Source organism: Allomesorhizobium camelthorni (genome assembly GCF_011045125.1).
Lineage (GTDB): Bacteria > Pseudomonadota > Alphaproteobacteria > Rhizobiales > Rhizobiaceae > Allomesorhizobium > Allomesorhizobium camelthorni.
Genome location: NZ_JAAKZF010000056.1, coordinates 19,856 through 33,879, shown reverse-complemented (window position 1 = coordinate 33,879; position 14,024 = coordinate 19,856). Strand labels below are relative to the sequence as shown.

Here is a 14,024-nt window from a genome sequence, read left to right as displayed (position 1 = left end):
CCTGTAAACACCGCCCTCAACGAGAAGCGACGAGACTGGCACGTGCTCAGCCACGATGTACCAATTCAGCAGGAACGGGTTGCCCGTCAGAGCAGCCTGGTCTTCCTCTAGCCAGATTTTGTGTGACCGAATCCTTGCCCTGACCGCATGATTGTCAGCCGTCGGTTTTGGTGAGGTCGTAGCAAATCTCCAGGCGTCGTCGAGTGGGACAACTCCGTTTAAAACATAGAAGTGCTTGGCGGACTGAACGGTCAGCCTGACCCGGTGAGGTTGCCGACCGTTGTAATAGGTTCGTCCAAACCGCCCTTCGTCCTCGATGACGCAAGTAACCCTGTCCCGCGACACACGGCCGATTTCCGACCTAAAATTCGACCTCATGAGATCCTCCCAAAAGAGGATCATCGGGCTGTTCAAAGCAAGGCAGAAACGCCGGCAGCACAGCCAGTTTTTGGGCGTTTTACAATTTGGACGAAACTTTGGGTCCCTCAGGAACAGAACTTTGCGTCCCTGAAAAATAGGGATCCAAATATTACAATGATTCCAATTGTTTGCAGGGGGGCCAGATCAGAACTTTGGGTCTCACACCAAGAATTTGGTGGGAGACCCAAAGTTCTGTTCTTAAAAGCCAATGTTTCGATCAAGTACAGAGTCGCAATCATGACGCACTTAAGCGAAACAATTCTGAATGAATAGTTAATGGATATTAACACTTAATGGAAAGTAACTTCGGGTTCGTTCTTATCAAATGCATGAGATAGCCGCAATAGGTAAATCGATGGCAGGCTTGTCCAAGGAAACGCAAAATGAAACTCGAGAAATTGGACGTATGAGGTTCGAATATGTTTGCTGTCGATGCTGAAGATTCGCTCATCATAAAGAGTGTGTTGGAGCGTGCATACGAGAGAGGTGCTAGAGATGCACTCGTAAACGCAATTCTCACTCAATCCGTTCGAAAGAGCATACACCTCTCACAGACGCATATTGCGTTTTTGCAAACTCGCGATCCGGAATTCTTGCAGGATTTTTTGGACTATATCGGGAATGCGGAGGACCCAGTCGCCGCTTCTTCCGTACTGGACCGTTACGCTATCCCGGTCGCCCCCAAGTCCTGAAGCTGCCCGTTTCGTTTCTGAATTGATGTCCTATACAATTTGGACGGAACTTTGGGTCCCTCAGAGACAAAACTTTGCGTCCCTGAAAAATAGTGTCCAAAATTCGTCCAGGATTCCAATGGGTTGCGGAGGGGCCAGATCAGAACTTTGGGTCTCACGCCACCAGCACCGCTCCTGACGCGTCACCGTATCTGGCTCTACGTCATGATAGATGGCTCGTTCGACACACGAAGTTGGCTAACCTGAAAAATCAGCCGCAAAGACACAAGAGCACCCGACCCGAACAGGCGGTGCTCTTGTATTTCGGGGCTGACCCAAAGACCGTTCAGAAGCGGGTAATCCGATGAAATTCCAACACTACGACCTGGGTGGAAACGGCACGCAGAAGTGTCTCTGAGACCCAATGGATGTCTCCAAGGGCATTTAAGAACTGTCATTAGACGCCGAGGTGCCGGAACAGGCCTGTCACCTCTTCAACGGAGAACGAAAATGGGCAAGAAACCCGGTACGAACACTGGGAATCGGGGCGGAATATTTCAACAGGTAGGGCCGCGGGGCGGAAAGCAACCGAACTTCGCGGCCGTCGCCGACCACAAACCTCTGCCTCCTACCACAAAGCCGAATTCCACCTGGGTTCCGGTCAAGGTGACTCCTGACAGCAAGCGCTGAGTCAACTGTCACCTTTCTACCGTTGCCAACCGCGGTCGACCAGGAGACCCTCTGAAATGCCATCCCAAACCCGGGTGCGGAATGCGCCCGGGTTTGGCGGAAGGAATAAACAAGATTCTGAAGGAGGCGGGGCTTGGCATTTCTGACAGAAAACTACGTTCGGCAACGAGCAACAGCGCGAGCGCGGTCTAAAGGCTTAACGGTCGAGACGGCCCTCCGGCGCGTGGCGAGGACTGACAAGGAGCGGTACGATGTGTTCTTGTCACAAACGATCAAGGATCGGGAGATCGTTTACGGGGTCTACGCTATCCTCACCGAAGACCTCGGTCTTACGGTTTTCTGCGACTGGATCGAAGCCCCCGACACGGACCGCGCGAACGTAACCCCAGACAATGCCCACTATATTCGGCAAAAGCTGCTTCGGAGCGATTCCCTCCTATTCCTGGACACCCACAACGCCGATCAATCCAAGTGGATGTGCTGGGAACTGGGCTGGTTCGATGCGGCAAAGGGCAAGGTCGGTGTTCTCCCTGTCGTCCGTGACGCAACTGATCCATACCGAGGGCGTGAGTTTCTTGGTCTTTACCCGGTTGTCGAAATCGACTCGATGCAAAAGCTCAAGGTGTCGGCGACCCCAGAACTGCTGCGCCGGATCATGACACCTGGCCGCATATACGCGCTTGCGACTTCATTTCCGCTGAAGGTGTGGGCCGCCTCGTCTCGAGATCCCTTGTCTTACATTCGATAGGAGTACCGATGGCATACCGCACTTTTTTCAGCTTCCATTATCAGCGCGATATCTGGCGCGTGAACATCGTCCGCAATAGCAACATCATCGACGGCGCTGCCGCCGCAGGGTGGCACGATGCATCACTGTGGGAGGAGGTGAAACGTCAGGGCGACGCCGCGATCAAGCGCTTGATCGACAAGGGATTGGAGCGCACTTCTGTGACAGTGGTCTGCATCGGTGCGCAGACCGCCTCCCGCAAGTATGTTGGCTACGAGATCGAGCAGTCAGCCGCGCGAGGCAACGCGTTGCTTGGCGTCCGCATTCATCACCTCCGCGATCAGTATGGCAACTCCGATACGGCAGGTGCCATACCAGCGCTCCTGACGAGCTTTCGGGCCCCTGTCATCAATTTCACGACGGCAGATGATTTGGGTCGGCAGATCGAACGGATGGTGACGGGTCGCGGATGAACGGAAACCCTACCTAATGCGTCGAGAGAAATTCATCGAGGCATACGTGGAGGCCCTGAGCAACGACACTGCAGGGCTGTTCGTCGGCGCCGGAGTGTCGATTAGCGCCGGATATCCGAGCTGGAAGACGCTCGTGCAGGAGCTAGCGGAGGAAATTGGTCTCGACGTCGACCAGGAAACCGACCTTCCTGGCGTAGTTCAATACTTTCTGAACAGAGCGGGGAAAAAGCGTACCAGCCTCGCGAAGCTAATTACGAAGGAGATTGGCACGGAAAAGCCCATCCCCGACATCCTACACACGCTCGCGAGGCTTCCGCTAAAGCACGTCTGGACCACAAACTACGACGAACTCCTTGAACGGGCTTGGAGAGAACAACGGCTGTTGATGGAGGTAAATACGGACAAGCAGCACTTGGTCCTTAACAACCCAGCAGCACATGCGCAGCTATACAAGATGCACGGCACGGTCAAAAATCCGGCCGATGTCGTGATAGCGAAGGGGGATTACGAGGGATATCGACGCGAACGGGGCGAATTCCTCAATCTCCTGCATAGTCATCTCGTTTCGCGACGAATGCTCTTCCTAGGGTTTTCATTCACCGACCCGAACCTCGCCCAGCTGTTCACCTTGATCAGAGAGGCGTTCGGCGACACCCCGCCAGAGCACTATGCGGTGGTGAAGCGACCCCAGCGCCGAGACTTTGCCGGACGCGGTTCCAAGGAACGGTTCGAATATGCCGAGCGTCGCCACAAGCTCTGGGTGGAGGACCTGGAAAACTATGGCATTCACTGTGTCGAGGTGGATGGCTGGAGCGAGTTGGACGAACTGATGAAAGCCGTCGAGCACCGGCTTGCCTCATCCAGCGTCATGGTGTCAGGAAGCTATCCGGAAGAACTCCCTTCCGGGGGCACCGAGGGAAGAAAGCGGACCGAGGCCGTCGCACGCGGTATCGGCGAAATGCTCGCCCGTGACCGATATCGGATCGTTTCAGGCTTTGGACTCGTTGTGGGCAGCGCGATCTTGTCCGGGGCGCTGGAGGAACTCTACAGGGATACTACCCCAAACCTCGAACGACACCTCTTCCTGCGGCCCTTCCCGCAAATGATTCCTGAAGGTCAGGAACGGCAGGAGTTTTATCGTCGCTATCGTGAGGATCTTGTTCGGCAGGCTGGTTCCTGCATCTTCATCGGCGGGGTCAAGATCGAGGAAGGCCGTACAGTAGCGGCTGCTGGCGTCATTTCGGAATACGAGATGCTTAAGACGCTTGGTCGAACGCCCATTCCCATCGGAGCAACAGGCGGAGCCGCGCAGGAGATATGGGCCGCGGTCAATGCTGACTACGCTGCCTTCTTCGGCCGTATGCCCCGACGCGCGTTTGATGTCCTCAATGACGTGGACGCAACATCCAAACAGATAGTCGACGCGGTCGGGGAGATTTTGAAATGGATCAAGGAGAAAGGAATCTAACGATGAAGAATCTCAAGAGCGGGGGCCAAGGCAGTGGCCTGAGCGACAAGCAGGTCAAGACTGGGGCCGATCTTGAAAAAAGAGGCATCTCTTCCTCGAACCTGCAGAATGTTCTTCAAGCGGCTCCGAAGCCCACGACGGGCTCGGGCAAACAGGCCTCTGCTTCTCATGGAAACATGGGCGGAGAACGCCGGAAGTGAATGATGCGGTCGTCGGGTACTGGAGCGACATTGCCACGATTGCCGCAGGCGTTCTCGCGGCCATCGGCCTGATTGCAACGGCGATTTCGCTCCGCGCGAATGCGAGGTCCAACGACTTGTCGTCGCTTTTTATGGTGCTGCGGGAGATCGGCGATGCCGAAAGTCGCTTGGCTCAATCCCTGAGCAATGCAGAGGAATTCAGAAAATGCCTGAACTCCTACTTGAACTTGCTGGAGACGTTGGCGGCAGCGATCAACAATAAGCTCCTGAACAAGGTGACCAGAACCATTGCTAAGGACCGCCTCGTAAACGATCTCGCGATCCTCCAGTCCAATAACGCTTCGAAAGATGCGTTCGAAAAGGCCGTAACCTCGCCCGACACCTTCCTGGAAATTCGTCTGTTTTGCCGCAGACACCGCACGCCGATCGAACGCCAAACAAGAATGCTGGAAATTAACGCATAAGGAACCCGTATTCGTTTAGCCTGTCTCCGAACCAGCCGCTTGCACTCAAAGACGCGGCTCAGGCTACATGGGGTCGGTTTGGGCAAGGTAGTCCGCTTCAAGCCTTGGCGATCTGGTAGACTGAGGAAGCTGGGGTGCCGTGGGTGCCTATTGCCATGGTAGGCGCGGTTGTCGTCGGCTATTACGCGTCCGACCTATAGTCCCGGCTTCCCGGCTGCCAAGGCCACTGCCTCGAACCCGTCCTCCCTGGTCGGCCACGCCTCCGTCATCGACGGCGACACCATCGAAATCCACGGAGAACGCGTCCGCTTCAACGGCATCGACGCGCCCGAAGCGACGCAGACCTGCAAGGACGGAAACGGCGCGACGTACCGATGCGGCGCGAGGGCGGCGGAGTGGAGGCCGTCGACGAGTTCCTGAAGGCGTCCCTAGCAGGAACTGCATCAGCATAGGGAGCGCGAGGATTCTTGAAGGGCTGTCGGATGAGGCATTCGTTCGCACCCGCAGATGCGCCCCGGGGCGAGAGTCGTCACTACCTGCCCGCATCCCAACTCGCCGCCTCAGCTTCCGTGTTTTCACATCACATTCATGATCCACTCGTGCTAACAAAGATGACACACGAGCAAGACACGGTCTTCCGCGCCCTTCCGCAACCTTCGACAGAACGCCGCCGGCTGCCGGCCAGCGTGCGGTCCTCGGTTGAAGGAACGATGACCGGATTTGGCCGGATTTGGCCGGATACTCACGACGAAGGTTTCGATGTTCACAAAAAAAATTACCTAACAACAAGAGCTTGCTCAGAATTCGCCATCTCGTCCAGACCGCACGGACCGCACGATTTGTGGCCGGATTTGGCCGGATTCTCAAACGGTCCGTTCGGTTCGTTGGTATACCGTCGCCCGAGCTCGCCCTGACCGAACTAGGAACCCAGCCTCCTCCAACTCGGATAAGTCTCGACGCGCCTGACGTTCAGAGATCTGCTGATCCTGCAAATAGTCGCCAAGGCGAAGCATGTCTCCCGGACGGAGCCGCTCCATGAGGTGCGCCTGGCGCGGATTGAGCCGCGCACCTTCGGCCGCACCCGCAGAATAGATGGTGAGGGTCACGCCGCTTGCGCTGTCCTGCCACTTGGGGGGCTGAGCGCCCAGTTCCTCGCAAGCAGCAATGATCTTCTGCGTGCCGCGTCCGACACGTTCCATCAAACGACGCAGATAGATAACATGCGCGATGTCGGGATTGGTTGGGATCGACGGGTGGGGCTTCCGAAGGTCTCCGACCTTTATTTCCCTCGGCAGCCGGCCCGAGTTCCACATCTCGATCCGATCAGGGTAGATCGAGACTGAAACACCTCCGGAAAAACTTGCATAATCACGGTGAGCCAGCGCATTGACTAAGCCTTCGCGCAGGGCCTCGATTGAATAATTGACACGATCGCGACGGGTATGCTCGCTTGGCGCGAAATAGGCCTGCACGCGGACATGCGCGCCGACCCGCTCAATGATCTCCCAATAGACTTGGACCAAAGGTCCGTCGACCCAGTGGTCATCGAGATAGGCCGACCCCGCTTTGTCGGTTTCAAACTGGATAAAGCGCACTCGGCATTGCGGATGGCGCGTGGGGGGACGGTTGGCGAAGAGAACATCGCAGGCATTAGTTAGACCGCCGGATACCACCAAACCAAGCTGACGCAAGGTACCGCGTAGACCAGATTTATCCTCAAATTTGAAACGCTCCGACTCCCTCGCCTCTCTGATGGTGGCATCAATCTCGGATTGGTCCAGATCGTCCTCAGAGAGGCCAAGGGATGGGCGGCGCTCCCACCGATCGGGTTCCACCGACCGCCCTTGGATTATCTGGCGCAGTTCGGCCGGATCGGCCACCATGGTGCGTTTGCCCCTACGGACGAAGACACGGCCGTTGACGACATATGGCACATCGCGTCCCTGCGGTGCCTCGATCGAGACGATCGGACGATCATCCTCCGTGTCGATGCTGAGAGTGAACAGCGCCTTGGGTGAGATCATTTCCTGAAGACGCGTCTCGAGATGTCGTCGCTCGCTATCGGGGTTCGCCCCGACACCGACAATCTCGCCATCGGGCGTGACCCCGACGAACACGACACCGCCGCGCCCGTTCAGGAAGCTGCAAACAGCAGCCGCGATGGCGTCCAAATCTCCGGGATCGGCGACGAAGGCCGTGCCAGCGTTCTCTCCGGCTTTGATCTGCTTGCGGATGTCGGCCGAGATCATGCACGGTCCTCATGTACGCGCCGCATCACCAGGGTGGGATCGGCGAGTTGCTCTTCGAGAAAACGCTCCACCTCTTGGAATCGATAGAATTGCGCCGTGGCGTAGCGTAGCGCGTCCTCTTCGCTGACGAACTTCTGGACCCAGTTGCCCTTGCGATCTTGGAAATGGATTTCGTTCCGAATTGCCGCCTCGTACATGTCGATTACTCGAAGGTCGTCGAGAATCGCGGACGACTGTAGGTTCACCTTCGCGCGATCCTGCACCGTCTTATGGCCGAGTTGCCTGAGCAGCATCCGAGCGAATACGACATGGTCATGGGCGAGCAGCCAGCGAGGTTTGTTGAGCTCAATCGCCTTCACCAGTTCCTGGTGGGTTATGGAAATATCCCCCTTGGCGACACCCGAGCCATATTGAGGCGTGATCAATCCAAAGAACAGGTCGCACTCTTCGACCGCCTTGATGCAGTTCTCGAAAGCGCTGAGGTTAGAGAAGGCCGGCATCGTTCCGGCATGCGAGCTCCAGACATCGTAACCAAACCGGGTTAGCACGGCATAGACACGGTCAAGCAACTCCTCGATGCCATAAACGGTCGAGGAAATCATTATGATTGGCGGCTTCTTGTATGCAGTGGCCATCGGTCCATGGTTCGGGCCGACTCGACCCCGCCCCCCTTAAAAGACCGCCTAAACTGCGCGATCGATCATGCCTTCGCAAGGCCAGCTTGAGCTTTGCCGTGAGAGAGCTCCCGCGAGAAGGCGACGGAACGGGAGCAACGGCCGCCTGCGTTGCGAATAAGCCCGCGGGTACGAGGACCATGGGCGCGTACGGCCGCAGAAGTTGCTGAGGCCGCGTAGCCCGCCAGCGATCGCGGAAATCTCCGCATTGGTAGAGTGAGGTGCTATCTACGTTCACGCTCCGTCAGTGGGCCGACGGAACGGAGCAAGGCTAAGGCGTCTGCCACGGACATCGATTTACCCGTGTCCTCTACCGCTGCGTTGATCGTCGCCTCACGGCGTTGTCGAAGATACTCATCGGTAGCCTCCGACCTGCGATCCATCCGCTCGCCGGCTTCGGCCATTAGTCGTCTGCGTGCCTCAATGTCCATGGCTCTCCCCAGTTCTTCCAACCGCACCATGCGTCGAGAACATAAACACTTGGTTTCAAAGGCCTTGTTTAACCCCGCTTAAGGGAAAGCCAACGACCTCCCGCTAGGCGTCCGTCCGAAAGGACTCGCGATGCCATACACCACCTACGCCATCGGCGACGTCCACGGCCGAGCCGACCTCCTCGAACCGTTGCTTGCCGCGATATCCATCGAGGCGGAGACATCCGGCTCCGACGCCCGCGTGCTCTTTCTAGGCGACATTGTCGATCGCGGACCAGCGAGCCGACAGGCACTGAACCTTGTTTGCGACACGTTGGAGAGATGGCCTAAGTCCCAGTTGATCCGGGGAAACCACGACGCGTACTTCATGGACTTCATGACAGCAGAAGTCGTCGACGAGACCAGATTCACTACGTGGCTGCTACGCCTCGGAGGCTACGATACGCTAGAATCATATGGTCTCCTCGCCGTAGACGACATCGCCGAAGCCGCGGCCAGGTTCAGGGCCGAGTTCCCACGTCACGTGCAGGCGCTGCGGAACTCGCTGCCCATCGTCGCGGACCAGCGATTCGCCTACGTCCATGCTGGGATTGACCCCTCTCGCGCGATGCCTGATCAGGATCCGAATGACCTGATGATGATCCGAGACAGGTTCCTGGAGTACGACAGCCGGCTCCCTCACGTGTTCGTCCACGGGCATACGCCGACTAAGAACCACCTGCCGGAATTTAAGCGCTGGCGGATCGGCATCGACACCCGCGCCTATGCTTCTGGTCGGCTAACCTGTCTCGCGGTGTCGGCAGATGAACGGAACCTTCACCTCCTGTTTGCTACCCTTGCCGACGGCCGCGTCAACATTACATGTGAAAGGCTTGCCCGTGACAGACTTCCCTCACTTGAAGACGAAGTATCCTGATCTCATTCCCGAGCGACAGCACTTCGAGTGCGGCCCGGGCTGGGAAGAGGTCCTGGACAAGTATTTCGACGAGGTAGGACGGGCGCTGCCGCAAAATGCAAGCCTGCGCCTCGGCCGCGTTTATCAGAAGTACGGAAGCCTGAGAATTGATGCGATGCTGGAAGGCACCGTGACTAACGATGTCCAGCTTGCGCTCGACAAAGCCGAGATTCTCGCTGACGCGCGCTCCTATGGATACTGCGAGACCTGCGGGAAACCGGGCAGTCTTCGGGACAAACATAATTGGCTTTACGTTGGGTGTGAAACCCACGCCGATGGGGCGCCCCCGCTGCCGCCGGATTACGGTGTGGTGCGGTTAAACGGTGTCGCCTGTGAATACGACGAAGGACTCGACGATCTGGTGATAGTCCAGGAGGAGAGCGGGATGGCTGGCTAGGTTAGATCGTCGACCAGATCACCGTGGCTGGCATCAGGAATTCGTTCGGCGGGCAAAATGTTCGTACGTGATTTGCCAGGGATCGCTCTCGGAAGACCTTTCCTCGCCGATCCAATGAAAGCTGTTGGCAGTAATCTCGGTGAAACGCCATCGAGTTTGCAGACCGCGCGAGTCATCGCCGATCTGGACAATGTCCTCACCCTCGGACCGCCCGATCTGACGCGAAAAATCCTGGTTGAGCGGGTCGGCCCAGATGATGTGCCAGGCACCGATCCCTGCGTCGAAGATGCGCAATGTCGTGCCATACATCGTGGATGGCGCAGGGCGTTTAGGTCGGATCCAGATGTCCTGTATCGCGCGGCCCTCGAGCACCCAGCCAAAATGGATCTCTCCATCCGATTTCTGGGTTGTGCCATCGTCGAGGTGGCGGACCGTCTTCACTTCCCAACTTCCGACCAACCACGCATACAGGTTCATGTCTTTCGCTCGATCGGCTGGGGGACCTGCGGATCCGAGAGCAGTGAGAAACGGAGAAAGCGTCATAGCCGTAAGGCCTTTCGTTGCCCGGCAGCCATAGGGAGTGTCGCACAATCTTCCTGACGGGGGCCCGTCAGGAGGCGCTCAGTCTTCCTTCACCGCCACCGTAACAACCGGGCAGCGGTCCGCCGACGCCGGAATAGATCCTCTGGCCCGGTTACGTCCCATTCTTCGTGATGCTCTCGACCACGGCAGGCCGCACGTATGGGCCGGTCAGCACCTCAACCTCATCGCCTTCCTCTGCGCCAAGCAACGCCTTGGCGATGGGCGCGTCGAAATGCACGAGCCCGCTGCCGAGATCGCTCTTTGACTTGCTGATGGTGAGCCGCAGTATCTTGCAGTCGCCGTTCAGATAGCGGACGCGGACAGTATCGCCGATCGCAACGGCACGATCATTGGTGGGCTTGGCGATCGGCAGAGCAGGATCTCTGGCCCAATTTGATCGAACAGCGATGGTGCAGGTTCCGGCAAAGGCTCGGTCAGCTCGATGACGGGCGATGGCTCCGGACGGGCGGGCTGTACAGCGAACTCGGCTTCGCGCGCCTTCAGTTCCTCCATTCGAGCCGAAAGAACCGCGCGCACGCGTTCGGCCTCTCGACGCGGGTTGTTGAACCAGTCGGTCGACCAGATGCGGTGGAATCGCCAACCTAGGCCTTCGAGCACTTCCTGACGAAGACGGTCGCGGTCACGTGCGGATTTGGCCGAGTGATAGCTTGCACCGTCGCACTCGACCCCCAACACAAAGCCATGCGGCCAATCGGGATGTCGGATGCCGATATCGACAAAATATCCAGCAACGCCGACTTGGGGCACAGGCACGTAGCCCATGCCTCGTATCTGATCCATTACGAACACTTCAAATTCTGAGTCGGCTTCGCGTTGTGTTTCCAAGCCGCCGTCGAGCACGCCGCTAGCGCAGTATTCCAGCCAGCGCTTCAGCATGTAGGCGCCCGCATTGCCCGTTTCCTCGGCTACGATGTCGGCAGCCGTCATGGAGGAGAATGTCACGATCTTCTCCTTGGCGCGGGAAAAGAGCACGTTCAGGCGGCGCTTTCCGGCGAGGCCGTTGATGGGACCGAACTGTTGGGCAGTCCGCGCGCCCCTTGCCTCCGGCCCGTACACGGTGCCGATGAACATCACGTCACGTTCGTCGCCTTGCACGTTTTCGAGGTTCTTGATGAAGAACTCTTCCAAACCGTCATGCTTCTCCTTCCAAGCCTCGACGTACGCCAGCGCGTGACGGTCGCGACCGAGAGCGTACTCAAATTCCTCGTTGATCAGGTCACGCTGCTTCTGGTTGAGAGTGACGATGCCGAGGGAACGGTCCGGATCGGTGCGCATGAAGTCGAGCGCGGCGTCGACAATGGTCCGGGCTTCGATCGGGTTCGTTCCCGCCTTATAGAGGCCGTCAACTGCCCTGAATTCGACACCCATCCGCGCCATGGATTCAGTCGCCGAGGGAAAGACGATGAGATTGTCTTCGTAGACAAGGCGATTGGAAAACTTGATGAGCGCCGAGTGGCGCGAGCGATAGTGCCATCGCAGGCGTCTTGCCGGGCGGAAGGTAGCGTTCGCCATTTCGAGGATCGACTCGTTCAGGACGTTCTCGTCCTCGTCCGCCTCCTCATCGTCGATCATTTTCTTGAAGAAGCTGCTCGGAGGTAGCTGGTTGGTGTCTCCCACAACAACCGTCTGCTTGCAGCGAAGCAGGGCACCTATCGATGCCTCCGGAGGCATCTGGGATGCCTCGTCGATTATGCACAGGTCGAAGGTGATAGCATTCTTTGGCACATACTGCGCCACCGCCAGCGGCGACATCATCCAGCACGGCTTCAGTTCAAGGAGCGCGCGGCCGGCGCGCTGGGTTAGATCACGGACGGAGATGAAGCGCTGCTGCTTGTTTATCTCGTTATCGATCAGCGCCATCTGCGTCCAAGTGGACTTCTCCCCCGTGCCATTGCCGAAGGGCGGCTTCGCGTCCGCGTGCACCTTCCACCGCAACTGCTGTCGCGCAAGCTTGATGATTTCCCTGTCCTGCTTAGCCAAGGCCGCCCGAAGATCGTCGAGGCGATTTCCGGGATAGCGCGAAAGCGTCGAACCATACTCGGCATAGACCGCCCGGGCGAGTTTGCGAACTGCCAGCGCCTCGAACTGCGCCGCCAACCCGTCAGGGACGCCCGCCTGCATTCGATAGGCCACGAGCGGAACGTTCCTGTTCCCTTCAGTTCGACGAGCGCCGTCGCCAGCGCAGCATGGGCAAACAGCCCATCCTGATCAGCGGACGCGCCCTCCAGGAACGTCGCGATGGCATTCTCGTCACGGTCATTCGTGAAGTGGAGCGCATCCATGCGCGAAATCTCGCACAGCTCGGACAGCAGGCCTCGTGCGCGGACGGCGGCGTCAAGCACGCGCTTGGCATGCTCGGCCGCCTCTGCGGGCCGACCCCTGTTCAGGACCGAGGTCACCTGCTCCCGATGGGGCAACGACTCCCTTGCCCACGCGCATGCCTCTCCTAACGAAGCGGTCGCCGTCCGCGCTCCCTGGAATTTCCCGCCGAGCAACTTCGAAACGGCCTTGTCGCCATCGAGCTTCGTTCGTCCGGCCAGCAGCGCTTCCAGCCTCGCCTCAAGCTCCGGCAGCGCATTCGGATCGAACGATGCAGGGTCACGGAAAGCCCCGAGCAACGGCCGCAATGCGTCCAGGGCTTCGGCGAGATCGTCGATCTCCTTCTGAGCGACGACGAGGTCGCGCTGCAGGGTCTGGAGGCTGTCCACGGGAACGTTCCCGGGTATTGGCGGCACAAGCTCCAGATCGTCGAAGTCGGCGTCGCGCAGGAACGTGCGCAACGAATGATGTTCCGGTCCGGCCAAGGATTGCGCCACCTCGTAGAACTTGGTCAGGCGCTCGAATGGCGAGAAGTCCGTTCCGGTGCCCCGGAAGTGCAGGCCGAACACAGCGATTGCCTGCGGGTTCTCGACGAATTCCCGCTCGGTGCTGCGATAGGATGCGAGGGCTTCGAGCCGCTCGAGGGCATCACGTTTGTCGAAGCGGTCTGACAGTGACAGAGATCGGGCCAATTTCTTGGCCTGCCTAAACTCCCCGGAGAGAAATGCGAAGATGCCGCCGGCCCTGAGCGAGGCGATCGTCTGCACCAGCGTCTGAAGCGGCGCATCCACGCTCAACGAGACACGACTTTCGAGGCCGCTCTTGGTTGCCTGGAGGGCGCGCCCCTCGGAGCATAGCTTTCTCAGGATCGCCGTCGCAGCTGGATCGCCAGTCGCGGCGTTTCTGCACATAAGGGCTTCGCGCCCGGCACTGGCGATCGCCCCGTGAGCCTTCGCGATGCTGTCGAACTTCCAGTTTGCGGCCTCCGGACGCGCGCGAACCAGCGGGGCCATGGCAGCCTCGAGGCCCCTCGCCCCGTCCAACGTCTCGCGGCGTTCGGCAAGCTCGGATTCGAGCTCCGCCAGGTCCAATGTCTCCAGCGACGCGCCGGCGCAAATTCCCGCAACGCGCTTCACCAGCGACAAGGTTTCGCCAGACAGTTCGGCGTCGAGTATTTCCGTCAGCTCACGTTCCGACTCGAGGCTTGCGTCACATTCGCCAAGAAAAGCGGATAGCCGATCGAGGTTTCCGCCATCCAGCAAGCGCGCCAACAGGTCTCGAGG

14 protein-coding genes are annotated in these 14,024 nt (G+C 58.4%); 8 read left to right on the top strand and 6 right to left on the bottom strand.

From position 1 onward, the window contains the following. Positions 1-1,914 precede the first annotated feature (1,914 nt). The 6 genes from G6N73_RS26215 (at position 1,915) to G6N73_RS38060 (ending at position 5,533) form a co-directional block, all read left to right on the top strand. The gene (locus G6N73_RS26215) at positions 1,915-2,529 is read left to right on the top strand and encodes a toll/interleukin-1 receptor domain-containing protein (RefSeq protein WP_165032913.1); all 615 of its coding nucleotides are present in this window, start codon (positions 1,915-1,917) and stop codon (positions 2,527-2,529) included. 8 nt (positions 2,530-2,537) lie between these two features. Continuing rightward, complete coding sequence (locus G6N73_RS26210; protein WP_165032912.1) at positions 2,538-2,981, top strand: TIR domain-containing protein; 444 nt, start codon at positions 2,538-2,540, stop codon at positions 2,979-2,981. Between the two features lie 16 nt (positions 2,982-2,997). After that, positions 2,998-4,449, top strand: a complete 1,452-nt coding sequence (locus G6N73_RS26205) for an SIR2 family protein (protein ID WP_165032911.1) — start codon at positions 2,998-3,000, stop codon at positions 4,447-4,449. Positions 4,450-4,451: 2 nt separating this feature from the next. After that, positions 4,452-4,649: a hypothetical protein gene (locus G6N73_RS26200; RefSeq protein WP_165032910.1), complete on the top strand. Its 198-nt coding sequence runs from the start codon at positions 4,452-4,454 to the stop codon at positions 4,647-4,649. Continuing rightward, a complete protein-coding gene (locus G6N73_RS26195) occupies positions 4,646-5,113 on the top strand; it encodes a hypothetical protein (protein ID WP_165032909.1) in 468 nt (155 codons plus the stop codon). The genes G6N73_RS26200 and G6N73_RS26195 overlap by 4 nt, the downstream gene beginning before the upstream one ends. A 168-nt stretch (positions 5,114-5,281) precedes the next feature. Then, positions 5,282-5,533 (top strand): thermonuclease family protein, encoded by a 252-nt coding sequence (locus tag G6N73_RS38060; RefSeq protein ID WP_165032908.1) that lies wholly within the window; start codon positions 5,282-5,284, stop codon positions 5,531-5,533. A 443-nt stretch (positions 5,534-5,976) separates the two neighbouring features. On the opposite strand, the gene G6N73_RS26185 is transcribed toward G6N73_RS38060, so the two are convergent. Beyond that, positions 5,977-7,362 carry an ATP-binding protein gene (locus tag G6N73_RS26185; protein ID WP_165032907.1) on the bottom strand — a complete coding sequence of 462 codons (1,386 nt, stop codon included), beginning with the start codon at positions 7,360-7,362 and terminating at the stop codon, positions 5,977-5,979. After that, positions 7,359-7,964 (bottom strand): DUF4062 domain-containing protein, encoded by a 606-nt coding sequence (locus tag G6N73_RS26180; protein ID WP_165032906.1) that lies wholly within the window; start codon positions 7,962-7,964, stop codon positions 7,359-7,361. The genes G6N73_RS26185 and G6N73_RS26180 overlap by 4 nt, the downstream gene beginning before the upstream one ends. Positions 7,965-8,597: 633 nt before the next feature. Here G6N73_RS26180 and G6N73_RS26175 point away from each other — a divergent pair. Then, positions 8,598-9,383 carry a metallophosphoesterase gene (locus G6N73_RS26175; RefSeq protein WP_165032905.1) on the top strand — a complete coding sequence of 262 codons (786 nt, stop codon included), beginning with the start codon at positions 8,598-8,600 and terminating at the stop codon, positions 9,381-9,383. Next, on the top strand, positions 9,364-9,819 hold the full coding sequence (locus G6N73_RS26170) for a hypothetical protein (RefSeq protein WP_165032904.1): 456 nt from the start codon (positions 9,364-9,366) through the stop codon (positions 9,817-9,819). The genes G6N73_RS26175 and G6N73_RS26170 overlap by 20 nt, the downstream gene beginning before the upstream one ends. Before the next feature lie 33 nt (positions 9,820-9,852). On the opposite strand, the gene G6N73_RS26165 is transcribed toward G6N73_RS26170, so the two are convergent. The 4 genes from G6N73_RS26165 to G6N73_RS26150 form a co-directional block, all read right to left on the bottom strand. Then, positions 9,853-10,296, bottom strand: a complete 444-nt coding sequence (locus tag G6N73_RS26165) for a hypothetical protein (RefSeq protein WP_246252593.1) — start codon at positions 10,294-10,296, stop codon at positions 9,853-9,855. Between the two features lie 217 nt (positions 10,297-10,513). Then, positions 10,514-10,687 carry a GreA/GreB family elongation factor gene (locus G6N73_RS38725; RefSeq protein ID WP_425484142.1) on the bottom strand — a complete coding sequence of 58 codons (174 nt, stop codon included), beginning with the start codon at positions 10,685-10,687 and terminating at the stop codon, positions 10,514-10,516. Positions 10,688-10,704: 17 nt separating this feature from the next. Continuing rightward, a complete protein-coding gene (locus G6N73_RS26155; RefSeq protein WP_165032902.1) occupies positions 10,705-12,282 on the bottom strand; it encodes an AAA domain-containing protein in 1,578 nt (525 codons plus the stop codon). Beyond that, the gene (locus tag G6N73_RS26150) at positions 12,273-14,012 is read right to left on the bottom strand and encodes a hypothetical protein (protein ID WP_165032901.1); all 1,740 of its coding nucleotides are present in this window, start codon (positions 14,010-14,012) and stop codon (positions 12,273-12,275) included. The genes G6N73_RS26155 and G6N73_RS26150 overlap by 10 nt, the downstream gene beginning before the upstream one ends. Positions 14,013-14,024: the final 12 nt, after the last annotated feature.

Excerpts from the sequence above, each read along its gene's own strand:
- G6N73_RS26210 (WP_165032912.1), top strand. The coding sequence starts at position 2,538 with ATGGCATACCGCACTTTTTTCAGCTTCCATTATCAGCGCGATATCTGG.
- G6N73_RS26205 (WP_165032911.1), top strand. The coding sequence starts at position 2,998 with ATGCGTCGAGAGAAATTCATCGAGGCATACGTGGAGGCCCTGAGCAAC.
- G6N73_RS26200 (WP_165032910.1), top strand. The coding sequence starts at position 4,452 with ATGAAGAATCTCAAGAGCGGGGGCCAAGGCAGTGGCCTGAGCGACAAG.
- G6N73_RS26185 (WP_165032907.1), bottom strand. The coding sequence starts at position 7,362 with ATGATCTCGGCCGACATCCGCAAGCAGATCAAAGCCGGAGAGAACGCT.
- G6N73_RS26180 (WP_165032906.1), bottom strand. The coding sequence starts at position 7,964 with ATGATTTCCTCGACCGTTTATGGCATCGAGGAGTTGCTTGACCGTGTC.
- G6N73_RS26175 (WP_165032905.1), top strand. The coding sequence starts at position 8,598 with ATGCCATACACCACCTACGCCATCGGCGACGTCCACGGCCGAGCCGAC.
- G6N73_RS26165 (WP_246252593.1), bottom strand. The coding sequence starts at position 10,296 with ATGAACCTGTATGCGTGGTTGGTCGGAAGTTGGGAAGTGAAGACGGTC.
- G6N73_RS26155 (WP_165032902.1), bottom strand. The coding sequence starts at position 12,282 with ATGGCGCTGATCGATAACGAGATAAACAAGCAGCAGCGCTTCATCTCC.